Annotated in this window: 22 protein-coding genes and 1 tRNA gene; 17 read left to right on the top strand and 6 right to left on the bottom strand. The window is 66.0% G+C overall.

The window, feature by feature from the left end:
* The first annotated feature begins 3 nt into the window (after positions 1–3).
* The 13 genes from hisH to A9D14_RS09120 all read left to right on the top strand — a co-directional run bounded on the left by hisH (position 4) and on the right by A9D14_RS09120 (position 9,993).
* Positions 4–633, top strand: a complete 630-nt coding sequence (hisH, locus tag A9D14_RS09180) for an imidazole glycerol phosphate synthase subunit HisH (protein ID WP_066845567.1) — start codon at positions 4–6, stop codon at positions 631–633.
* Complete coding sequence (hisA, locus tag A9D14_RS09175; protein WP_066845556.1) at positions 630–1,373, top strand: 1-(5-phosphoribosyl)-5-[(5-phosphoribosylamino)methylideneamino]imidazole-4-carboxamide isomerase; 744 nt, start codon at positions 630–632, stop codon at positions 1,371–1,373. Before hisH ends, hisA begins: the two co-directional genes overlap by 4 nt.
* On the top strand, positions 1,370–2,140 hold the full coding sequence (gene hisF, locus A9D14_RS09170; RefSeq protein WP_066845553.1) for an imidazole glycerol phosphate synthase subunit HisF: 771 nt from the start codon (positions 1,370–1,372) through the stop codon (positions 2,138–2,140). Before hisA ends, hisF begins: the two co-directional genes overlap by 4 nt.
* 3 nt (positions 2,141–2,143) lie before the next feature.
* Positions 2,144–3,895, top strand: a complete 1,752-nt coding sequence (locus tag A9D14_RS09165; protein WP_066845550.1) for a cation:proton antiporter domain-containing protein — start codon at positions 2,144–2,146, stop codon at positions 3,893–3,895.
* 36 nt (positions 3,896–3,931) lie between these two features.
* Positions 3,932–4,267 (top strand): phosphoribosyl-ATP diphosphatase, encoded by a 336-nt coding sequence (locus A9D14_RS09160; protein ID WP_066845547.1) that lies wholly within the window; start codon positions 3,932–3,934, stop codon positions 4,265–4,267.
* A 3-nt stretch (positions 4,268–4,270) separates the two neighbouring features.
* Entirely contained in the window at positions 4,271–4,660 is a 390-nt protein-coding gene (locus A9D14_RS09155; RefSeq protein WP_066845543.1) for a histidine triad nucleotide-binding protein, read from the top strand.
* A 125-nt stretch (positions 4,661–4,785) separates the two neighbouring features.
* Complete coding sequence (locus A9D14_RS09150) at positions 4,786–5,346, top strand: YbgC/FadM family acyl-CoA thioesterase (protein WP_083988026.1); 561 nt, start codon at positions 4,786–4,788, stop codon at positions 5,344–5,346.
* A 5-nt stretch (positions 5,347–5,351) separates the two neighbouring features.
* A complete protein-coding gene (tolQ, locus tag A9D14_RS09145; RefSeq protein ID WP_066848728.1) occupies positions 5,352–6,068 on the top strand; it encodes a protein TolQ in 717 nt (238 codons plus the stop codon).
* Complete coding sequence (locus tag A9D14_RS09140; RefSeq protein ID WP_066845540.1) at positions 6,069–6,527, top strand: ExbD/TolR family protein; 459 nt, start codon at positions 6,069–6,071, stop codon at positions 6,525–6,527. It begins immediately after the preceding gene.
* 12 nt (positions 6,528–6,539) lie between these two features.
* Positions 6,540–7,379: a hypothetical protein gene (locus A9D14_RS09135; protein ID WP_066848724.1), complete on the top strand. Its 840-nt coding sequence runs from the start codon at positions 6,540–6,542 to the stop codon at positions 7,377–7,379.
* A 1-nt stretch (position 7,380) separates the two neighbouring features.
* Positions 7,381–8,739, top strand: a complete 1,359-nt coding sequence (gene tolB, locus A9D14_RS09130; RefSeq protein WP_066845537.1) for a Tol-Pal system beta propeller repeat protein TolB — start codon at positions 7,381–7,383, stop codon at positions 8,737–8,739.
* Between the two features lie 111 nt (positions 8,740–8,850).
* The gene (gene pal, locus A9D14_RS09125; protein ID WP_066845534.1) at positions 8,851–9,366 is read left to right on the top strand and encodes a peptidoglycan-associated lipoprotein Pal; all 516 of its coding nucleotides are present in this window, start codon (positions 8,851–8,853) and stop codon (positions 9,364–9,366) included.
* Between the two features lie 81 nt (positions 9,367–9,447).
* On the top strand, positions 9,448–9,993 hold the full coding sequence (locus A9D14_RS09120) for a J domain-containing protein (RefSeq protein WP_066845531.1): 546 nt from the start codon (positions 9,448–9,450) through the stop codon (positions 9,991–9,993).
* A gap of 4 nt (positions 9,994–9,997) precedes the next feature.
* On the opposite strand, the gene A9D14_RS09115 is transcribed toward A9D14_RS09120, so the two are convergent.
* The 3 genes from A9D14_RS09115 to pdeM all read right to left on the bottom strand — a co-directional run bounded on the left by A9D14_RS09115 (position 9,998) and on the right by pdeM (position 12,247).
* The gene (locus A9D14_RS09115; RefSeq protein ID WP_066845528.1) at positions 9,998–10,663 is read right to left on the bottom strand and encodes a hypothetical protein; all 666 of its coding nucleotides are present in this window, start codon (positions 10,661–10,663) and stop codon (positions 9,998–10,000) included.
* A 50-nt stretch (positions 10,664–10,713) separates the two neighbouring features.
* The gene (infC, locus tag A9D14_RS09110) at positions 10,714–11,232 is read right to left on the bottom strand and encodes a translation initiation factor IF-3 (protein ID WP_066845527.1); all 519 of its coding nucleotides are present in this window, start codon (positions 11,230–11,232) and stop codon (positions 10,714–10,716) included.
* A gap of 289 nt (positions 11,233–11,521) precedes the next feature.
* Positions 11,522–12,247 (bottom strand): ligase-associated DNA damage response endonuclease PdeM, encoded by a 726-nt coding sequence (gene pdeM, locus A9D14_RS09105; RefSeq protein WP_066845524.1) that lies wholly within the window; start codon positions 12,245–12,247, stop codon positions 11,522–11,524.
* Between the two features lie 47 nt (positions 12,248–12,294).
* Here pdeM and hemF point away from each other — a divergent pair, with 47 nt between their 5' ends.
* The 3 genes from hemF (at position 12,295) to A9D14_RS09090 (ending at position 16,920) form a co-directional block, all read left to right on the top strand.
* Positions 12,295–13,152, top strand: a complete 858-nt coding sequence (hemF, locus tag A9D14_RS09100; protein ID WP_066845521.1) for an oxygen-dependent coproporphyrinogen oxidase — start codon at positions 12,295–12,297, stop codon at positions 13,150–13,152.
* Between the two features lie 114 nt (positions 13,153–13,266).
* Positions 13,267–14,736, top strand: coding sequence for a S41 family peptidase (locus A9D14_RS09095; protein WP_083988025.1), 1,470 nt, complete (start codon positions 13,267–13,269; stop codon positions 14,734–14,736).
* Between the two features lie 90 nt (positions 14,737–14,826).
* Positions 14,827–16,920 (top strand): RelA/SpoT family protein, encoded by a 2,094-nt coding sequence (locus A9D14_RS09090; protein WP_066845517.1) that lies wholly within the window; start codon positions 14,827–14,829, stop codon positions 16,918–16,920.
* A 60-nt stretch (positions 16,921–16,980) separates the two neighbouring features.
* On the opposite strand, the gene A9D14_RS09085 is transcribed toward A9D14_RS09090, so the two are convergent.
* The 3 genes from A9D14_RS09085 to A9D14_RS09075 form a co-directional block, all read right to left on the bottom strand.
* On the bottom strand, positions 16,981–17,961 hold the full coding sequence (locus A9D14_RS09085) for a peptidylprolyl isomerase (protein ID WP_066845514.1): 981 nt from the start codon (positions 17,959–17,961) through the stop codon (positions 16,981–16,983).
* A 223-nt stretch (positions 17,962–18,184) separates the two neighbouring features.
* Positions 18,185–18,260: transfer RNA gene (locus tag A9D14_RS09080), tRNA-Val, on the bottom strand.
* A 444-nt stretch (positions 18,261–18,704) separates the two neighbouring features.
* Positions 18,705–19,286: a TlpA family protein disulfide reductase gene (locus A9D14_RS09075; protein ID WP_066845511.1), complete on the bottom strand. Its 582-nt coding sequence runs from the start codon at positions 19,284–19,286 to the stop codon at positions 18,705–18,707.
* 67 nt (positions 19,287–19,353) lie between these two features.
* On the opposite strand from A9D14_RS09075, the gene argH reads away from it, so the two are divergent.
* Entirely contained in the window at positions 19,354–20,748 is a 1,395-nt protein-coding gene (gene argH / locus A9D14_RS09070; protein WP_066848718.1) for an argininosuccinate lyase, read from the top strand.
* The last annotated feature ends 1 nt before the right edge of the window (position 20,749 follow it).

The raw sequence follows: 20,749 nt of genomic DNA, 5'->3' as shown, positions 1-20,749 counted from the left end.
GCGATGAAGGACGGCCTGGCTCTCATCGATTTCGGCGCGGGCAATCTGCATTCCGTCGAAAACGCGCTGCGGGCCGCGGGGGCGGGGCGGATCGTGGTCACGTCGGACCCGATGGACGTGCTGCGGGCCGAACGGGTGGTCCTGCCCGGCGTGGGCGCCTTCGGATCCTGTGCCAGCGCCTTGCGCGCCATTCCCGGCATGATCGACGCGATGGAGGAAGCCGTGCTGCAAGGCGGCGCGCCGTTCCTGGGCATCTGCGTCGGCATGCAGCTGATGGCAACGCGGGGCATCGAGTTCGGCACGCATGACGGGCTCGACTGGATTTCGGGCGAGGTGCGCGCGATCGAGGTGACCGATCCCGCCATCAAGGTGCCGCACATGGGCTGGAACGACGTCCGCCCGATGCCGCACCACGACGGTGCAGGCTTGATCGAGGCGGGGGAGGCCTATTTCCTCCACAGCTTCCATTTCGTCGCCGACAGCGGCCGCGACATCGCCGCCATCACCGACCATGGCGGCGCGATCACCGCTGCGGTCGCGCGCGACAACATGCTGGGCGTGCAGTTCCACCCGGAAAAGAGCCAGCGCTACGGCATCGACCTGCTCGAACGATTTCTGGACTGGACGCCATGATTGTATTTCCCGCCATCGATCTGAAGGGAGGCCAGGTCGTCAGACTGGCCGAGGGCGACATGGACCGCGCCACGGTCTATGGCGACGATCCCGCCGCACAGGCCGCTCTGTTCGCTCAGGCGGGGGCGATGCATCTGCATGTCGTCGACCTCGACGGCAGCTTCGCGGGCCGCACCGAGAACCGCGAGGCGGTCGAGGGCATCCTGCAAAGCTTCCCCGGCCACGTCCAGCTTGGCGGCGGCATCCGCACGCGCGAGGCGGTCGAGGGCTGGTTCGACCTTGGCGTCAGCCGCATCGTGATGGGCACCGCGGCGCTGAAAGACCCAATATTCGTGAAGGACATGGCCGGGGAATTCCCCGGCGGCATCGTGGTAGCGGTGGACGCGCGCGACGGCATGGTCGCGACCGAGGGCTGGGCCGAACTGTCCGACGTGCCGGTGGTCGACCTTGCCCGCCGGTTCGAGGATGCGGGCGTCGCCAGCCTGCTGTTCACCGACATCGGCCGCGACGGCATGCTCAAGGGTTGCAACATCGACGCCACGGTCGACCTGGCGCGCGCCACCGACATGCCCGTCATCGCCAGCGGCGGGGTCAAGGGGCTCGACGACATCCACATCCTTTCGCTCCACGCGGTCGACGGGATCGAGGGGGTGATCACCGGCCGCGCGATCTATGACGGGCGGCTGGATCTGGCCGCCGCGCTCGCCATGGCCGCGAAAGCGGCAGGACCGCGCACATGACGGTCCGGATCCGCGTCATTCCGTGCCTCGACGTGGCCGAAGGGCGCGTGGTGAAGGGCGTGAATTTCGTCGATCTGGTCGATGCGGGCGATCCGGTCGAACAGGCGCGCGCCTATGATGCCGCCGGCGCGGACGAGCTGTGCTTCCTCGACATTTCGGCCACCCACGAAGGCCGCGGCACGCTGGTCGACATTGTGCGCCGCACCGCGCAGGTCTGCTTCATGCCGCTGACGGTGGGCGGCGGCGTGCGATCGGCAGAGGATGCGCGCACGCTGCTGCTGGCGGGGGCCGACAAGGTGGCGGTCAATTCCGCGGCCGTGGCCCGGCCCGAAGTCGTGGCCGACATCGCCGACCGCTTCGGCGCGCAATGCGTGGTCGCCTCGATCGACGCGCGGCGCGTCTCTTCAGACGGAGAGGATCGCTGGGAAATCTTCACCCATGGCGGGCGCAAGCCCACCGGCATCGACGCGGTGGAACATGCCGTCAGGCTGGCCGGACTGGGCGCGGGCGAATTGCTCGTCACCTCGATGGACGGCGACGGGACCAAGGCGGGCTATGACCTCGCGCTTACCCGCGCGATTGCCGATGCGGTGTCGGTGCCGGTGGTGGCTAGCGGCGGGGTTGGCACGCTCGATCACCTGGTAGAGGGCGTGACAAAGGGGCATGCCAGCGCGGTGCTGGCCGCCTCGATCTTCCATTTCGGGACCTATTCCATCGCCGATGCCCACGCCGCGCTGCGCGCGGCGGGCCTGCCGGCGCGGGCCTGACCGATGGAGGAGGGCGGAAGCGCGGGTCTTCTGGTCGAAGGCTTCGTGCTTCTCGGCTTCGCGCTGGGCTTCGTTCTGCTGTTCCGCCGGCTGGGGCTGGGCGCCACTCTGGGCTATCTGGTGGCGGGCGTCATGGTCGGCCCACAGGTGCTGGGCCTTGCCGGCGATGCCGAGAACAAGCTTCATTTTGCCGAGCTTGGCATCACCTTCCTGCTGTTCATCGTCGGGCTCGAACTGGCACCCCAGCGCCTGTGGCGCATGCGGCGCGAGATCTTCGGGCTGGGCTTCGCGCAAGTGCTTCTCTGCGCGGCGGCTATCGTCGCGATCATCTATCTGACCACCGGCTTTACCTTTGCCGCGGTGCTGGCGCTGGGCCTGCCGCTGGCGCTGTCCTCGACCGCGCAGGTGCTGCCGATGCTGCAATCGGCGGGCCGCCTGCGGACTCCCTTCGGGGAACGCGCCTTTGCCGTCCTGCTGTTCCAGGACCTCTCGATCATCCCGCTGCTGACGATCGTTGCCGCGCTCAGCCGCAATCCGGCTGACCAGGCGGGACCTCCGGGCTGGCAGCTTGGACTGATGACCATTGCCGCGGTCGGCGGGCTTGTGCTGGCTGGCGCGTACCTGCTGCGCCCGCTGCTGCGCCTGATCGGCAATCTGGGCGAGCGTGAGATGTTCGTGGTCGCCGGCCTGTTCGCGGTGGTCGGCTCCGCCGCGCTGATGGCGTGGCTAGGCCTGTCGACCGCGCTGGGCGCGTTCGTGGCGGGCGTGATGCTGGCCAGCTCTCCCTTCCGGCACGAGCTGGAAGCCGATGTCGAGCCTTTCCGCTCGATCCTGTTGGGCCTGTTCTTCCTGGCCGTGGGGATGATGCTGGACCTTCAGGCGATCGCGGATCGCCCGGTCTTCGTGCTGCTGGGCGCGGTGCTGCTGATATCGGCCAAGGCGGGCGTGATCTTCCTGCTGGGCATGCTGGCCAGGATGCAATGGCGCAGCGCGCTCGCGCTTGGCCTGCTGCTCAGCCAGGGGGGCGAGTTCGGCTTCGTCCTGTTTGCCGCCGCTGAACGCGGCCTGTTGATCAGCAGCGAAGCGTCGAGCCTGTTCACCGCCATCGTGACCATCTCGATGGCCTGCACCCCGTTCCTGATGAAATTCACCTCAAGCATCCGCAGGCCTCCCAGCACTCCCGGCGAAGAGCGCGAGGGTCCGGTCAACAAGGGCGCCACCGCTCTGGTCGTGGGCTATGGCCGCTTTGGCCAGACGGTCGCGCAGACGCTGGCCGCGGGCGAGATCGGCCTGACCGTGATCGACAGCAATGTCGAACAGATCGACGTGGCGCGCGAATTCGGCGCCACCGTCTATTTCGGCGACGGCACGCGCATGGACATGCTGCGCCAGGCCGGCGCTGCCGAGGCGGAGGCGATCCTGTTCTGCATCGACGGCGACCAGATCGACGCCAATCTGCTGCGCGAGGTGCATGAGGCCTTTCCCAGCGCGCTCGTCCATATCCGCGTCTATGACCGCCGTTCGATCATCAAGCTGGACCCTGGCAGGAACGACGTCGTCGTGCGCGAGGTGTTCGAATCGGCCATTACCATGGCGCGCGAAGCGCTGCGAGGCCTGGGCAGCAGCGAACAATTGATCGAGAACGCGATCGACGATTACCGCAAGGCGGACGAGGACCGGCTGGATCTGCAGCGCGAGGCAGGCGATCTGCGCGCCGGCATCGACCGCATGTTCGTGCCCGATCCGCGGCACTAGACGATTCCCTCCCCGCGACCTAAGCGACTGGCTGACATGACCGACAGCATCGACATCATCACTCGTTTGGCCGCCACGATCGAAACCCGCAAGGGCGGCGATCCGAACGATAGCTATGTGGCCAAGCTGTTCGACCGCGGCCCCGACTATGCCGCGCGCAAGCTGGGCGAGGAAGCGGTGGAAACCGTCGTCGCCGCGCTGGCGGGCAGCGATGAGGAACTTGTGGGCGAGGCGGCGGACGTAATCTTTCACCTGTCCGTCCTGCTCTCCGCCCGCGACCTTTCGATCCACGACGCACTTGCCGAACTGGGCCGCCGCGAGGGGGTTTCGGGCATCGAGGAAAAGAATGCGCGCAGCAGCCAAGGGAACTGAGCCATGAGCGTGACCCCCGTCGATCCGACGCAGCCCTATGACTCCGACAATATCTTCGCGAAGATCCTGCGCGGGGAAATCCCCTCGACCCGGGTGTACGAGGATGAATGGGCCGTCGCGTTCGAGGATATCGCCCCCGTCGCGCCGATCCATGTGCTGGTGGTGCCGCGCGGCGCCTATGTCAGCTGGGACGATTTCTCGCAGAACGCCCCCGCCCAGGAAGTCGCGGGCTACGTCAAGGCCATCGGCAATGTCGCGCGGCAGCTTGGGCTGGTCGAGGACGGCTATCGCCTGATCAACAATATCGGCCCCGATGGAGGCCAGATCGTGCCGCATCTGCACGTGCATTTGCTGGGCGGGCGCACGATGGGCCCGATGCTGACAGGGCAATAGGGCGCGCGCTTCTCGATCACTTGTTCCGGACCTCGGCCATTCGTGGCTGGTCCGCGATCAACGGTTCACAAGTTTCGTCCGCGTGCTTGTGCGGCGAATCCCCGCCCGGCTATGGACGCAATCATATGCACGCCAAGGACCAGACATCCGACTTGCCCCCGGGCGACGCGCTGCCTGTTCCGGCGGGCGGATCGATCCTGCGCGATGCGCATTTCTACGCGGTGCGCGTTTTCTTCGAGGATACCGACCTGTCCGGCGTCGCCTATCACGCCAATTACCTGCGCTGGTTCGAACGCGCGCGCTCGGACCTGCTGCGCATGCTGCACATCGATCAGCGCGCCGCGCATGAAGCGGGCGAGGGGGCCTATGCCGTCAGCGACCTGGCGATCCGCTACGCCTCTCCCGCGCGGCTGGACGACGACGTGCTGATCCAGACGCGTGCGGTCCAGATCGGGCGCGCCTCGTGCCGGCTCAACCAGCGTGCGTGGCTGGGCGGCGATCAGCGCGAAACGCTGCTGGCCGAGATGGACGTGCGCGTCGGCTTCGTCGCGCCCAATGGCCGCCCGCGACGCCAGCCAGACGAATGGCTGCACGCGTTCGAGAATTTCATTGCCCGTTCAGCTAAGCCGGGCATATCCGCAGATGGGGGCGCTCTCCCCCGAACCTCTCCTGACCTGAAAGCCTGATGTCGATGACAGCAACCGCCCTCATTCTGTCTGCAGCGATCCCGCCCGCCGTGGCCGCGCCCACGCATCTCGATCCGCTGCAATTGTTCCTCGATGCCGGGATCGTGGTGAAGCTGGTAATGGCCGGGCTGCTGCTTGCCTCGATCTGGGTGTGGGCGATCATCGTCTCGTTCTCGATGAAGGTGGGGCGGCTGGATTCCAAGAACCGCCATTTCGAAAAGAGCTTCTGGCGCAGCGACAATCCCGACGCGCTGATCGCCAACCGCGAGGGCAATCTGCCCTCGCGCAGCGTGGCCGAGGCTGGGCTGGCAGAATGGCGCGCATCGACCGAAAAGGGCGTGCGCGACCGCGAGGGCACCCGCGCCCGCATGACGCAGGCGATGGACGCGGCGGTCACGGCGGAAAGCGACAAGCTGGCGGCGCAGCTCAATTTCCTCGCCACCGTCGGTTCGGTCGCGCCCTTCGTGGGCCTGTTCGGCACGGTGTGGGGCATCATGGAAAGCTTCTTCCAGATCGGCGCCCAGTCCAACACCTCGCTCGCGGTCGTCGCGCCCGGCATTTCCGAGGCGCTGTTCGCCACCGCCATCGGCCTGTTTGCCGCCATCCCGGCGGTGATCGCCTATAACCGTTTCTCGCACCGCGTGGGCGTCTACGAAACGCGGCTCTACCGCTTCGCCGACCGGCTGCACGCCTCGCTCAGCCGCGAACTGGAGGCGATGTAGATGGGCGCAAGGCTCGCATCGTCCGGCGGGGGAGGGCGCGGGCGGCGCGGTCGCCACGGCCGCGCGCCCATGGCCGAGATCAATGTCACGCCGATGGTCGACGTGATGCTGGTGCTGCTGATCATCTTCATGGTCGCCGCCCCGCTGCTGGTCGCGGGCGTGCCCGTCGACCTGCCCGACAGCCAGGCCGACGCGCTCAATAACGAGGATCGGCAGGTCAGCGTCTCGCTCGACAGCCAGGGCCTGATCTATATCGACGAGGACCAGGTGCCCGCGGGCGCATTCGCCGACCGGCTGGCGGCCATTTCCCCGCCCGGCTCGACGAACGTGCCGCCCGTTGTGCTGCGCGCCGATCGCTCGCTCGACTACGGGCGCGTGGTGGCGGTCATGGGGGCGCTCAACGCCGCCGGATTCCGCCAGATATCGCTGGTCACAAACGGTTCATCTGAAAGCCCATAGCCGATGGCGACCATGCGTTCCGCTTCAGCACCCTATGAAACGCCCGAAACGCCCGCTTTCGGGCGCGAGGAGCGCGTGGGTCTGGGGATCGCCGTCGCCGCCCATCTGCTGCTGTTCGCGGCGCTGGCGTGGTGGGACAGCTCGGAGGAACCGGTCGCGCTTCCCGACCGCATTTCGGTCACCGTCTCGGACGAGATCGCGCTCGAATCGATCTCGCCGAACCCCATGGCCGATCCGGCCCCTTCGGTCGCGCCCGAGATTGGCGACATCCAGCCCGTCGCCGAAGCGATTCCCGAATCCGTACCCGTAACCACGGCGCCGGTCGAACGGCCGCGCCCCGCGCCAACGCCGCGGCCCAATCCCACGCCCGCCCCGCAGCCCAAGGCCCGCCGGCCCGAACCCAAGCCGGCCCCGCCACAGCCCAAGCAGCAGCCCGCGCCAAAGCAGCAGGCCGCCACGGGCAGCCGGATCGGCTCGGACTTCCTGGCGGGCACCGGCGGCAGCGGAACGGACCGCGACCAGCCGGCAGAACGCGCCGGGCCCGCGACCGCCGCATCGCTGTCCTCTGCCATCGCGCGCGCGCTGAAACCGCACTGGACCGCGCCGCAGGGTGTCGATTCGGAAAAGCTGGTCACGGTGCTCGCCTGGCGCATGAACCGCGACGGCAGCCTTGCGGGCCGCCCCGAGGTCGTGTCCCAGTCGGGCATCACCGATGCCAACCGGGCGCAGGCCGACCGCCACGCCGAACTCGCCATCAGGGCGGTGCAGCTTGCAGCGCCCTTCGATCTTCCTTCAGAATATTACGATAGCTGGAAACGCGTGGACGCGTTCCGTTTCGACCGGAGACTATAGGATGCTCAAAGCTCACCGGCCCCAGTTCGTCAGCCTGATCGCTGCCGCCTTTGCCATGGCCGCCATGCCTGCCGCCGCGCAGGACACCGGGGGGCTGACCGGATCGGTGTCCGACGAAAGCGAGTGGCAGGATCTGGGCATCGCCATTCCCGCCTTTCCGACCGACCGCGACCAGCCCACGCCCGCCGCGCCGCAGACCACATCGAAGCTGGGCGTGGAACTGGCGCGCATCATCACCGCCGACCTGCAGAACAATGGGCTGTTCAAGCCGGTCGGTCCCGACCGCCTGCCCACGATCGCCTTTTCCGAGGCGACCAATCCGCAGTTCGGCCGCTGGCGCCCGCTGGGTACCGACATGCTGGTCCATGGCTATGTCACTTCCGCTGCGAACAACCAGCTGACGGTGGGCTGCTATCTCTACGACGTCCAGCTCGGCAGCGAGCTGGTGCGCGAAGGCTATGTCGTCGCGCCCGCCGACTGGCGCCGCGCCGCGCATAAATGCGCCGACATGATTTATTCGCGCCTGTCGGGCGAGGAGCCGTTCTTCGACAGCCGCATTGCGTATATCGCCGAGACGGGGCCCAAGGGTAACCGCCGCAAGCGTCTGGCCATCATGGATTCGGACGGCGCGAACCACCGCTTCATCACCAGCGGCTCGAGCAGCGCGCTGACCCCGCGCTATTCGCCCGATTATTCCAAGATCGCCTATCTGTCCTATTCGGACGGCAATCCGCGCATCTATGTCTATGACATCCAGTCGGGCCGCCAGACGCTGGTCACCCAGTCCAGCAACCCGACCTTCGCGCCGCGCTGGTCGCCCGATGGGCGCTATATCCTCTATTCGATGGCGATCGCGGGCAATACCGACATCTACCGCGTCCCGGCCGGCGGTGGCGGTTCGCCGGTGCGGCTGACCGACAGCCCCGGCATCGACATCGGCGGATCCTATTCGCCCGACGGCCGCCGCATCGTGTTCGAATCGGATCGTTCGGGCAGCCAGCAGGTCTATGTGATGGACGCGGACGGATCGAACCAGCGCCGCATCACCTTCTTCGGGGGCCGCGCGGCGACTCCGGAATGGAGCCCGCGCGGCGACCAGATCGCCTTTACCCACATCGCGGGCGACCTGCGCGTCGCGGTGATGAGCCCGTCGGGCGGCAACATGCGTCACCTGACCAATGCGTGGCAGGACGAGGCTCCGACCTGGAGCCCCAATGGCCGCATCATCCAGTTCTTCCGCACGACGAAGAACACGGGGGAAACTTCGCTGTGGCAGGTCGATCTGACCGGTCGCCATCTGCGCAAGCTGGAAACGCCGGAAGATGCTTCCGACCCTGCGTGGGGACCGGTTTTGCCTTAACTGCGTTATCCTGTCATCACCGTGCGTTCGTAGGGGCCGTGCGCACGGTCACCATAGTCCAGACCGCCCCCTGCGAGACATGTCCGCAGGTCATCAGAAGGAGCATTTTCAATGTCGCTCTTGAACCGCCAGAAGTCCGTCGTCCTGCTCATTGCCGCCAGCACGCTTGCGCTGGGCGCCTGCAAGTCCACGCCTGACGAACTGCCGCCCGAACCGACCCCGATGCCGGCGCCGACCGCGACGCCCGCGCCCAGCGGCCCCGTCCCCGGCAGCCAGGAAGATTTCATGGCCTCGGTCTCGTCGGATCGCATCTTCTTCGACACCGACCGCTACAACGTCGACAGCGCCGACATGGCCACGCTGCAGAGCCAGGCTCGCTGGCTGCAGCAGTACCCGAACACGCGCGTCACGATCGAAGGCCATGCCGACGAACGCGGCACCCGCGAATACAACCTCGCCCTGGGTGAGCGCCGCGCCAATGCCGCGAAGAACTATCTGGTGGGCCTGGGCATCCAGCCCGGCCGCGTCAATGTCGTGAGCTATGGCAAGGAACGCCCGATGGCGATGGGTTCGGACGAGCAGGCATGGGCGCAGAACCGCCGCGCCGTGACCGTCACCGTCCAGTAACTCCTCGAGTGGGCGGTTCGTCGAACCCTTTCGGCGGATCGCCCCTCGACCCCCGGCGATCGACACTGTAACGCATAATACATGGCACGTTCGGGTCGATCGATGGACTGGGGTTTCCCGCGCTGGCGCGGCTATGAAGCCGGGCGCGACGCGCAGACGGTAAAGCTGTGCGACCGGCATGGCTGCGAAGAGCCGGGCAATTGTCCCGCTCCCAAATCTCCCAACAATCCCGACCGCTGGTATTTCTGCGAAAAGCATGCCGCCGAATATAATCGCGGCTGGGACTATTTCGCCGGCCTCGATGCCGAGGAAGCCGCCGCCCGCGCGGCGAGCGAACGTTCGACCAATGCCGGATACAAGACCGCGTCGCATTACGGCTGGGGCGGGTCGGGTGACGGTTCGCGCAGCAAGGACGAGATCAACGCCCTCGACGTGCTGGAACTGGAATATGACGTCGACTTCGCCGCCATCAAGAAAGCGTGGCGGTCAAAGGCGAAGGAAGTCCATCCCGACGTGAAGCCGGGCGACGAAGCGGCGGCCAGGGAATTCCACAAGCTGCAACTGGCCTATGAAGTGCTGCGCGCGGCGGAAGAGCGGCGCAGCTGGCACGGGCACCCCGAAGGCTGATCGATCAGGCCAGCGGCGCGGGGCCCAGATTATCCTCGTCCCACAAACCCGCGATCACCAAAAGGCGGTCATGGACCGGGCTGGGCGGCTTGGGCGCGCTGCCCATGCAGGGCAGGCCGGGCATCGGGTCATCGCTGATCGACATTTCCAAAGCCTCTCGCGCGGCATCGGCAGCCAGCTCGCGCTCGCCCGTCTGCCAGCAGATGAAGGCACGCGCCGCGCTGGCGGCAAAGCCCACGAACGGATGGCCCAGCTGCGCGATCGCCCGCGAATCGAGCTTGTCGAGCCAGTCCAGCGCGCTGCGATAGCGGCTCTCGTCGCGCAGCAGCCCGACTGCCGAGCAATAATCGGTGATCGCCGCGATGGCGGTAAACTCGCCTCCTGCCTCGATCGCGCGCTCGAAGGCATGGAACATTGCCTCGTGATCGCCCGCGCGGAAATGGATCATGGCCTGCGCGTGCAGGGCGGGGACGATCTCGTCCTCGTACTCTGCGGCGGCGATCTTTTCGTCATAAAGCGCGATGGCGGCCTCGGGATGCCGGTCGGCGATCGCGGCCGCCTTTTGTCCCAGGTAATAACGTCGCTGCTCGCGGGCTTGCGAAAGGCGCAGGCGGAAATCCGCCCGCGCCTCATCGTCCCAATCGGGTGAAAGAAACCATTCCGATGCCATTGCTCCCCGATGCTAGGGGAGCGATGGTTACCAAAACGTGTTCGAACGGTTCACTTGGGAGCAAGCACCATCAGCATCTGCCGGCCTTCCATGCGGGGATAGGCCTCGACCTTGGCGATTTCCTCGACGTCTTCCTGCACGCGCTTCAGCAGGTTCATGCCCAGTTCCTGGTGCGACAATTCACGCCCGCGGAAGCGCAGGGTCAGCTTCACCTTGTCGCCATTCTCGATGAACTTGTTCACGTTACGCATTTTCACGTCGTAATCGTGATCATCGATGTTGGGACGCATCTTGATCTCTTTGAGTTCCTGCGTCTTCTGCGTCTTGCGCTGGGCATTGGCCTTTTTCTGGGCCTCGTACCGGTACTTGCCGACGTCCAGGAACTTGCAGACCGGCGGATCGGCATTGGGCGATACCTCGACCAGATCCAGCCCTACCTCGGCCGCCTGTTCGATAGCCTCACGCGTGTACATCACCCCGAGATTCTCGCCTTCGCCATCGATGACGCGAACCTTGTCGACCTGAATGAAATTATTATATCGCGGCCCGCTCTTGACCGGCGGTTGCAAACTGCGACGAGGTGGACGTGCTATGGGGCCTTCTCCTTCGATTGCCTCTATACCAAAAACTAGAACGCCACTGCCGCCAGCCGCGTGACGCGGATCATCGGGCAGTCGCGGAAATCTCCGCCAGGCTTTTGAAAGCGTGACGGATGGAAACCTCAGCGGGCGCTCTTATCCCCAATCGGGATTTTTATAAAGAGAGAACTCGGCACCGGATGGTGCGTTCCGCGAAGGCCCTGCAGAAAATAGGAACGGCGCGGCCCGAATCCAAGCCTGCTGCGGTTCGGCGCGCCGATCAGGCCGCACGCCACAGCGGGAATCGCAGCAAGCGCCCCGCCGCCGGAACCGCCGCCTCGATCGCGCGGGCCGGCTGCAGCGCCGACACGATTGCGGGATCGCCCGCATCCATGCCGCCCGTCAGCGCGCCGCAGGCAGGAAGCACCATGCGCCCGCCGGTCTGCCCGTTCCCCTCGGCCACCACCGCGCAGGGCCGAACGATTCTCCGCCCGCGCAGCGACAATTGCAACCGGGGATGGAAATGGCCGGACAGTTCGGGCCTCGTCTCGTCGGGCCGTGCGATATGCCGCAGCATCACGCCCGAAACCTCCATCTCATCGACCTGCGTACCGCCGGGGGCGGCAGCCTCGCCATGCTTTTCGTCATGGTTGCCGGTCACCCACACCCAGTCGAGCGCGCGGGTCAGCGCATCCAGCATGCCGCGCGCATGCGGCTCCATCCGGGCGGGTCCGGCCGCATCGTGGAAATTGTCGCCCAGGGTGAACACCCGCCGCGCGCCGGTCGCCCGCACCGCCTGCGCCACGCGCTCCAGCGTTTCGCGGCTGTCATAGGGGGGCAGCATCTGGCCGCTGCGCGCATAGAAGCTGGCCTTTTCAAGATGGAGATCGGCCACGATCAGCGCATTTTCCCGCTCCCAGTACAGAGCGCGGCCGCCCCGGGCATCGGCGACCATGCGCCATTCCTGGCCGGCGAATTCCATGGATGCGAACGAAACGGGAACCATGCGCTTGCTATTGCCGCGATCCCCGCAGTTTGGCAAGCGCTCTCGCCATGACCGACTGGACAAATCAGACCGAGCAGGCACGCGAGTGGTTCGAAACGCTACGCAACCGGATCTGCGCCGCCTTCGAAGAGATCGAGCGCGAGGCCGGCAGCGACGCCGCCTTCACCTATACGCCATGGCAGCGCGAGGAGGAAGGCAACGACAACCCCGGCGGCGGCACGCGCGGGGTGATGAAGGGCAAGGTGTTCGAGAAGGTCGGCGTCAATGTCTCGACCGTGCACGGCAGCTTCGCCCCGCAATTCGCGGCCACGATCAACGGCGCCAGTGCGGAACATCCCGATTTCACCGCCACAGGCATCAGCCTGGTCGCCCACATGGCCAATCCGCATGTCCCGGCGGTGCACATGAACACGCGGTTCCTGACCACGCAGAAATCCTGGTTCGGCGGCGGGGCCGACCTAAACCCGCCGATCCCCTATGAAGAGGATACGCGCGATTTCCACGCGGTGCTTAAAGCCGCCTGCGACGCGCATGGCGCGGATTATTACGAGCGTTTCAGCAAATGGGCGGACGAGTATTTCTACATCCCCCATCGCGGCGTCCACCGCGGCGTCGGCGGCATCTTCTACGACCATCTGGATTGCGGGGACATGGCCGGCTTCGACGCCAATTTCACCTTTACCCGCGCGGTGGGCGAGGCGTTCCTGGACGCGTATCCGCGCATCGTGCGCCGCCGCATGGACCACGAATGGGACGCCGCCGACCGCCAGCGCATGCTGGAATGGCGGGGGCGCTATGCCGAATTCAACCTGGTCTATGACCGCGGAACCCTGTTCGGCCTGAAGACCGGGGGCAATGTCGATGCGATCCTGATGAGCCTTCCTCCGCAAGCGGCGTGGAGTTGATCCTCACAGATTTCTGCATCCAGTTCATTTCAAATTAAAGCTCGGCAGCGATAGCATGGCGTCATGCAGCGGGCGGCCATGTCGGCGTGCCCGCACAAGGGATCGCGACACATCATGGGACTGACATCGGCACCGCGCTGGAAGCCGCTTGCCCGGCCCGGAAATGCGCTGGGCGCGCTGGCGATGGTACTGGCCCTGTCGGGCTGCGGCGGGGGCGGGGGCGGGGACGGCTCCGCATCCGGGCCGACCGTGGTGTCGCCTTCGCCCGCACCCACGCCCACACCGACCAGCATCACCTGTTCGCTGGCCAGCCGTCAGGCTTGGGCCAGGGACGTGCTCGAGGAATGGTACCTTTTCCCCGACCTTCTTGCCCAGAACGTGCGGGCGTCCGATTATCCGGATGTGCAGCGCTATGTCGACGCGCTGGTCGCGCCCGCCCGCGAGGAATCGAAGGACCGCGGCTTCACCTATCTTACCTCGATCGAGGAAGAGAACGCCTATTACGAAAGCGGTTCGACCGCCGGGATCGGCGCGCTTCTGGTGATCGACGAGACGGGCCGCCTGCTCCTTCGCGAAGCCTATGAGAATGCGCCCGCCTATGCCGCGGGCATGGACCGCGGGACCGAGATCCTGGCTATCGGCACGACAAGCTCGAACCTCGTCGATGTCGCCGCAATGGACTATGACACGCTGGTCGAGGCGCTGGGCCCGTCGGAAAGCGGCGTAAGCCGCGTGTTCCGGTTCCGGGCAGTCAGCGGCACGGGCTATGGCGCCGTGCAGACGCGCACGGTGACCAAGGCCGAATACGACATCCAGCCGCTGTCCCCGCGCTATGGATCGACCATCGTCGATACCGGGATCGGGAAATACGGCTATATCAACCTGCGCACCTTCATCGAGCCTGCGGAGCAGCAATTGCGCGACGCCTTCGCCGATTTCGGCGCGCAGGGCATCGACAAGGTGATCGTCGACGTGCGCTACAACGGCGGCGGCCTGATCCGCACGTCGCAGGTGCTGAGCGAGCTGCTGAACGCCGGCCATGTGGGCGAGGAATATTCGACGCTCGAACTGCGGCCCAGCAAGGCATCGCAGAACGACACCTATTACTTCCGCCGCCAGGACGGAGCGATCGATGCGGTGAAGGTGGCTTTCATCGGCACCAGCAACAGCGCTTCGGCATCGGAAATGATCATGAACGCGCAGATCCCCTATTCGGGAGAGAACACCGCGCTGATCGGCGAGAATACCTATGGCAAGCCGGTGGGCCAGTATGCCTTCGATCTGGAGGAATGCGACGACCGCCTGCGCGCGGTGACGTTCCGAACCGTGAACGCGGCGGGCAATGCGGATTACTACACGGGCATGGCCAGCACCATGCCGAACGCCTGCCTCGCTTATGACGAGCTGACGGACATGCTGGGCAATCCCGCCGAAGAAATGACGATTGCGGCCGCCTCTTTCCTTGAGAGCGGCTATTGCCAGCCGCTTGTTGCGGGCACGCAGGGCACGAAATCGCTGGGCAAGCGGGTGATCATGCCGCGGAATCCGACGGTCGCGCAGATCGAGATGCCCGGATTGTTCTAGGAGGCCTGTTCGCATCGGCGCATCGCCCGCGCATTTTCCTGAACAGGCCGGTTGCAAGCCCCGCAATTAGCGCCCAAATTCGGCCCCAGCATGCTGCGCCAGTACGAACTTGTCGAACGAGTCAAAGCCTACGATCCCGATGCGGACGAGGCGATGCTGAACCGTGCCTATGTCTATACCGTGCAGAAGCACGGCACGCAGAAGCGCGCCAGCGGCGACCCCTATTTCAGCCACCCGGTCGAAGTCGCGGGGCTGATGACCGACCTGAAGCTGGACCAGGAAACGATCATCACCGCGCTGCTCCACGACACGGTGGAGGACACGCTCGCCACGATCGAGGATGTGGAGCGCAATTTCGGGGCCGAAGTCGCGCGGCTGGTCGACGGCGTGACCAAGCTGTCCAAGATCGAGCAGATGCCCGAGAACGAGCGCGCGGCCGAAAACCTGCGCAAGTTCCTGCTGGCGATGAGCGAGGATCTGCGCGTCCTTCTGGTCAAGCTGGCCGACCGGCTGCACAACATGCGCACGCTGCATTTCATAGCCAAGCCCGAAAAGCGCCAGCGCATCGCGCGCGAGACGATGGATATCTACGCCCCGCTGGCCGAGCGGGTGGGCATGTACGAATACATGCGCGAGATGCAATTGCTGGCCTTCGAACAGCTCGAACCGCAGGCCTATGCCACCATCACCGGCCGACTGGCGCAGATCCGATCCGAAGAAGGCGGCCAGGTCGACGAAATCGCGCTGCGCATCAAGCAGGTGCTGGCCGAGGGCGGTCTGAACGTCGAGGTGTCAGGGCGCGAGAAGCATCCCTATTCGATCTGGCGCAAGATGGCCGAACGCCACGTCAGCTTCGAACAGATCACCGACATCATGGCCTTTCGCGTCCTCACCGACAGCGAGGACGACTGCTACCGCGCTTTGGGCATGTTGCATCGCCACTGGTCCAGCCTGCCGGGGCGGTTCAAGGACTATATCTCGACGCCCAAGGCGAACGGCTATCGCTCGCTGCATACCGCGATGATCTATCGTAATTCGATGCGGATGGAGGTGCAGATCCGCACGCAGGAGATGCACCGCACCAACGAATTCGGCCTGGCCGCGCACTGGGCCTATAAGCAGGGCGGCGCCACGCCCGACGGGCAGGTCGGCTGGCTGCGCGACCTGATCGAGGTGATGGAGCAGGCGCAGGACGCCGAGGAACTGCTCGAGAATGCGAAGCTGGCGATCTACCAGGACCGCATCTTCGCCTTCACGCCCAAAGGCGCGCTCTACCAGCTTCCCAAGGGCGCGACGCCGGTGGATTTCGCCTTTGCCGTCCACACCGACCTGGGCGCGCAGACGGTGGGCGCGAAGATCAACGGGCGGCACATGCCGCTGCGCACGCCGCTGGCGAACGGCGACGTGGTCGAGATCATCAAGGGCCACGACAGCGAGCCGCAGCTGACATGGCTCAGCTTCGTCACCACCGCCAAGGCGCGCGCCGCGATCCGGCGATCGGTCCGCATGAAGGAGCGCGAGGAGACGATCGAGACGGGCCGTGACCTGTTCGATTCGATCGTCGCGCGGATGCCCGGCAAAGTCGGCAAGAAGGCCTTGTCGGCCGCGCTCAAGCGGCTGGACATGGCGGACGAGGACACACTGATGCACGCCATCGGCGAAGCGCGGCTGGCGGAGCGTGAGGTGATGGAAGCGCTGGTCCCGGGCAGCGCCGCCGAATTGCCCGACAACAGCTTCTGGCAGGCTCCGCAGCGCGGCGTCCGCATCCGGGGCATCGGACGCGGCACGGATTTCGCGCTGGCGGATTGCTGCCATCCGGTGCCCGGCGACCGCATCGTCGGGGTGCAGGACGGCAAGACCGTCGACGTGCACACCATCGATTGCCTGACGCTGGCCAGGGAAGCCGCCGACGAGGAATGGACCGACCTGTCATGGGACCCACGCACCGACGGCGCGACGGGGCGGCTCAACGTGATCCTCTACAACCGCCCCGGCACTTTGGCGGAGATGACGGGCATCTTCGCGGCCAATCACGTCAATATCTCGCATCTGGGGCTGGTGTCGCGTGACGAACGCTTCGGCCACTATGTCGTCGACATAGAGGTTCGCGACCTGGCGCATCTGACGCGCAACATCAGCGCCCTGCGCGCCAGCGACGCTGTCGCTCAGGCCAACAGGGTTTAGAGGTCAAAAGGGTCTTGGGGCCAACAGGGTCTTGGGGCCGAGCCCGACGCACAACCGCGCCTATTCGCTCGCGCGCCTGACCGGCAGCGGCACCGCGCAGACATCGGTATCGCCCGCCGTCACCGTATAGAAGTCATTGGTCCCGGCGGCGAACACATCGGCCATGCGGGCAAAACTGTCGCTCTCGGTCGAGAGATATTCGAAGCGCGGCGCATCGGCCATCTCGCTCGCCAGCCGGACCGACCGGATCGGCGTGCGATCTGACGTGTCCTCATAGGTGTTCATCCGCCCGTGCCCGCGCGGCAGGGCCGAGAAATGCTCCATCCCCTCGATCACCCGGCCGACCAGCGCCAGATTGCGGTCCAGCCTGCGCGGGGCATGGCCGATGATGGCGTAAAGCTCGCTGCCGCTGCCGGTATCGGGCGCTTCGTTGCGGCCCACGCCGACCATGCCATAGCAGTGGACCGGCCAGATGCTGGTGGCATCCCAGGCGACCGGCCAGCCTTCGCGAAACCCGGCGGCAGGCGCGAAATTGTCGCAGATGGCCTCTGCGCTGAAACCGCCAGCGGCGCAGGGGTCGATGACCGGCATCGTCTGGCCCGTGCGGTGGACGTAGTCGCTTGCGGGCGGGGTCAGCATGCCGGGGTGAAGGGGGCGGGGCGTTTCGCCGCTGTCGGGGTCGCTGGCCGGATCGCCCCATTGCACGACGAAATTGTCGACCAGTCGATAGACCCACAGCCCATCGTACCAGCGCGCGCGTGTCAGCGTGCGCAGATTGTCGACCCAGCCTTGCGCAAAGGGTTCGCTCATCAGGCGGATCACGATCTGCCGCTCCTCGCCCGTTTCGGTGGGGGCGAGGGTGATGATCATCAAATCATCGGGCGCGATTTCGGTCCAGTCGCTTGGCGGCGCGGCGTCGGCGATTTCCCTGGGCGTCGCAGCCGGTCTTTCGGCCTGCTGCGCAAGGGCGGATACGGGGGTCAGCGCGCAAGGAGCGGCGACGGCGGCAAGGCTGGCGGCAAGGGAGAAGGATCGTTTCATGCGCCGATGATGGCACCGCAGGGCCGCGCGGAAAAGAGGGCTTGGCAGTCCTGGTGATTCGCCCGAATTGGGTAGTCAACCTGACCGAAATTGCCAAAACGTAAAAAAACGTCTCGACCGGGAACATTTTTTTAAGTCGCGTTTCGGCCTGTTTTTTGCGGCTGCACAATCGATGCATGATCGTTCGCGGGCCGCTTCCCTGCGCGATTCGCATGGGAAGCCATGGTGGGCGGTGAGGGGCTCGAACCCCCGACCCTCTCGGTGTAAACGAGATGCTCTACCAGCTGAGCTAACCGCCCCGGGGAGTATGCCCTCCCGGCGTGCAGGCCGATTTAGACGCTTTTCCGCTCGCGTCAATCGCGCCGTTTTGTTCGCGGCTGCAGCACCGATCCGGGGCAACCGCGAGGCAATCATTTACTTGTCTTTAACACCTTTGGGTGAAAGTAGTTGGACAGCAGATCAACCGTCCGCTCGCTGGAAGACAGCGCGGACCGGACCACGACGGAAGGACATGACCATGGACGAGACCTCACGCCTTGCGCGCCAGTGCGCCGTTGCTTTCATGGCACTTCGCGTGGTGCCCATGATGTTGGCAGCCAGCACGCTCGGCCTCATCTGGATGAACTGATGGGCCAAAGGCGCTCGGGCCAGCCCCGACCGCCGCTTCCTTCGGAAACTCCTCGAAAAACGGCCGCCGCGACCAGATCGCGGCGGCCGTTTTCGTATGCCCGGTCCGTGCCGCCTCAGCCTTCGGCCAGCGCCAGCATCTCGGCGGTCTCCGCGCTGGTCCAGTCATGCTCGCCGATCATGCGCCACACTTCCCTGCCTTCGGCGTCGTAATAGATCGTCAGCGGCAGCACCCCGCCGCCATAGGCGAAGCCCAAATCGTTCCCCGCATCGATCCACGGCTCAAGATTGGCAAAATCCTGCTCTTCGAAGAAGGGCGTGACCACCTCGGCGCCCTGCATGTCCTGCGACACGGTCAGCACCTTGAGCGATCCCTCGCGCTCGCCCGCCAGCTGGTCCAGCATCGGCATCTCAAGCTTGCAGGGCCCGCACCAGGTCGCCCACAGGTTGATCAGCAGCGGCTGGCCGGTGAATTCCGCCAGCTTCCGTTCGGTCCCGTCGGGCAGGGCGATGGTGAAATCGGGCAGCGCCTCGCCCGCGTGGCTGTCGTCCAGCACGCCGGCTTCGGGGGCGGCATCGGCGCTTTGCACTGCCTCGCCTTGCTGCGGCGCGCCGCTTTGACTATCGCACGCGCCAAGCGAGAGGGCGGCGCCAAGGGCCAGCGCCCTCGCCAGGTAAGAAGGTATGCGATCTATCATGGGCAATTCCGGCTCCGGAGCAGGTGAGGGCGGCAAAAACAGGGATGGGGCCAGGGGCGCCAACCAGATGTGGGGCGGACGCTTCGCCGAAGGGCCGTCCGCGATCATGCGCGAGATAAACGCCTCCATCCCCTTCGACAAGGCACTGTGGCGGCAGGACATCCGCGCGTCCAAGGCGCATGTCGCCATGCTGGGCGCGCAGGGCATCGTTTCGGCAGAGGATGTGACAGCGATCACCGGCGGCCTCGACGCGGTCGCCGCCGAATATGAAGCGAACGGCGTGCCCGAGAACTGGGATCTCGAGGACATCCACATGGTGACTGAGGACCGGCTGACCCAGCTGATCGGCGCCCCCGCCGGACGCCTTCACACCGCGCGCAGCCGCAACGACCAGGTCGCGACCGATTTCAAGCTGTGGGTGCGCGACGCGCTGGACCAGACCGATGCGGGGCTGGCCGCGCTGCAACGCGCGCTGGTGACGCGTGCGGATGAACATGCGGGCAGCATCATGCCCGGCTTCACCCATCTGCAGACCGCGCAGCCGGTGACGCTGGGCCACCATCTGATGGCCTATTACGAGATGTTCCGCCGCGACCGTTCGCGCCTGTTGGATGCGCGCGCGCGGATGAACGAATGTCCGCTGGGCAGCGCGGCGCTGGCGGGAACGGGTTTTCCGATCGACCGGCAGGCGACCTGCGACGCGCTGGATTTCGACCGGCCGACCGATAACAGCCTCGACGCCGTGTCCGACCGCGATTTCGCGCTCGACTATCTGCAGGCCGCCAGCCAGATCGCGCTGCACCTGTCGCGTCTGGCGGAGGAGCTGGTGCTGTGGGCCAGCCAGCCCTTCGGTTTCGTGCGGCTGCCCGATACGCTTTCGACCGGCAGTTCCATCATGCCGCAAAAGAAGAACCCTGACGCCGCCGAACTGGTGCGCGGCCATGCGGGGCGGGTCACGGGCTGCCTGATGAGCCTGATGATGACGATGAAGGGCCTGCCGCTCGCCTATTCCAAGGACATGCAGGACGACAAGCCGCCGGTGTTCGAGGCGCATGGCCTGCTCGCGCTGTCCATCGCGGCCAGCGAAGGCATGATCGCGGGCGCGACGTTCCGCACCGACCGGATGCGCGGCGCGGCGGAGCAGGGCTATGCCACCGCGACCGACCTTGCCGATTGGCTGGTGCGCGAAGGCGACATCCCCTTCCGCGAGGCGCATCACATCACAGGCGCGGCGGTCAAGCTGGCCGAGAGCCGGGGCATCGCGCTCGACGGGCTGACCATCGACGAGTTGAAGGCCATCGACAGCCGCATCGACGAGCGGGTCTACAAGGCGCTGTCGGTCGATTCCTCGGTCGCGGCGCGCGCCAGCCATGGCGGAACCGCGCCCACACAGGTAAGGCTGCGCGTCGCCGATGCGCGCCGCGCGCTCGGCATGCCGGAAACCGGGATCGGGGAGGACTGAC

Origin of the sequence: Croceicoccus marinus (assembly GCF_001661675.2) — a bacterium.
Lineage (GTDB): Bacteria > Pseudomonadota > Alphaproteobacteria > Sphingomonadales > Sphingomonadaceae > Croceicoccus > Croceicoccus marinus.
The sequence above is the reverse complement of the archived record's forward strand: the minus strand, read 5'-3'. Positions and strand labels throughout refer to the sequence as shown.

Bases quoted from the DNA above. Each gene is read 5' to 3' on its own strand.
- hisH (WP_066845567.1), top strand. From the start codon at position 4: ATGAAGGACGGCCTGGCTCTCATCGATTTCGGCGCGGGCAATCTGCAT.
- hisA (WP_066845556.1), top strand. From the start codon at position 630: ATGATTGTATTTCCCGCCATCGATCTGAAGGGAGGCCAGGTCGTCAGA.
- hisF (WP_066845553.1), top strand. From the start codon at position 1,370: ATGACGGTCCGGATCCGCGTCATTCCGTGCCTCGACGTGGCCGAAGGG.
- A9D14_RS09165 (WP_066845550.1), top strand. From the start codon at position 2,144: ATGGAGGAGGGCGGAAGCGCGGGTCTTCTGGTCGAAGGCTTCGTGCTT.
- A9D14_RS09160 (WP_066845547.1), top strand. From the start codon at position 3,932: ATGACCGACAGCATCGACATCATCACTCGTTTGGCCGCCACGATCGAA.
- A9D14_RS09155 (WP_066845543.1), top strand. From the start codon at position 4,271: ATGAGCGTGACCCCCGTCGATCCGACGCAGCCCTATGACTCCGACAAT.
- A9D14_RS09150 (WP_083988026.1), top strand. From the start codon at position 4,786: ATGCACGCCAAGGACCAGACATCCGACTTGCCCCCGGGCGACGCGCTG.
- tolQ (WP_066848728.1), top strand. From the start codon at position 5,352: ATGACAGCAACCGCCCTCATTCTGTCTGCAGCGATCCCGCCCGCCGTG.
- A9D14_RS09140 (WP_066845540.1), top strand. From the start codon at position 6,069: ATGGGCGCAAGGCTCGCATCGTCCGGCGGGGGAGGGCGCGGGCGGCGC.
- A9D14_RS09135 (WP_066848724.1), top strand. From the start codon at position 6,540: ATGCGTTCCGCTTCAGCACCCTATGAAACGCCCGAAACGCCCGCTTTC.
- tolB (WP_066845537.1), top strand. From the start codon at position 7,381: ATGCTCAAAGCTCACCGGCCCCAGTTCGTCAGCCTGATCGCTGCCGCC.
- pal (WP_066845534.1), top strand. From the start codon at position 8,851: ATGTCGCTCTTGAACCGCCAGAAGTCCGTCGTCCTGCTCATTGCCGCC.
- A9D14_RS09120 (WP_066845531.1), top strand. From the start codon at position 9,448: ATGGCACGTTCGGGTCGATCGATGGACTGGGGTTTCCCGCGCTGGCGC.
- A9D14_RS09115 (WP_066845528.1), bottom strand. From the start codon at position 10,663: ATGGCATCGGAATGGTTTCTTTCACCCGATTGGGACGATGAGGCGCGG.
- pdeM (WP_066845524.1), bottom strand. From the start codon at position 12,247: ATGGTTCCCGTTTCGTTCGCATCCATGGAATTCGCCGGCCAGGAATGG.
- hemF (WP_066845521.1), top strand. From the start codon at position 12,295: ATGACCGACTGGACAAATCAGACCGAGCAGGCACGCGAGTGGTTCGAA.
- A9D14_RS09095 (WP_083988025.1), top strand. From the start codon at position 13,267: ATGGGACTGACATCGGCACCGCGCTGGAAGCCGCTTGCCCGGCCCGGA.
- A9D14_RS09090 (WP_066845517.1), top strand. From the start codon at position 14,827: ATGCTGCGCCAGTACGAACTTGTCGAACGAGTCAAAGCCTACGATCCC.
- A9D14_RS09085 (WP_066845514.1), bottom strand. From the start codon at position 17,961: ATGAAACGATCCTTCTCCCTTGCCGCCAGCCTTGCCGCCGTCGCCGCT.
- A9D14_RS09075 (WP_066845511.1), bottom strand. From the start codon at position 19,286: ATGATAGATCGCATACCTTCTTACCTGGCGAGGGCGCTGGCCCTTGGC.
- argH (WP_066848718.1), top strand. From the start codon at position 19,354: ATGTGGGGCGGACGCTTCGCCGAAGGGCCGTCCGCGATCATGCGCGAG.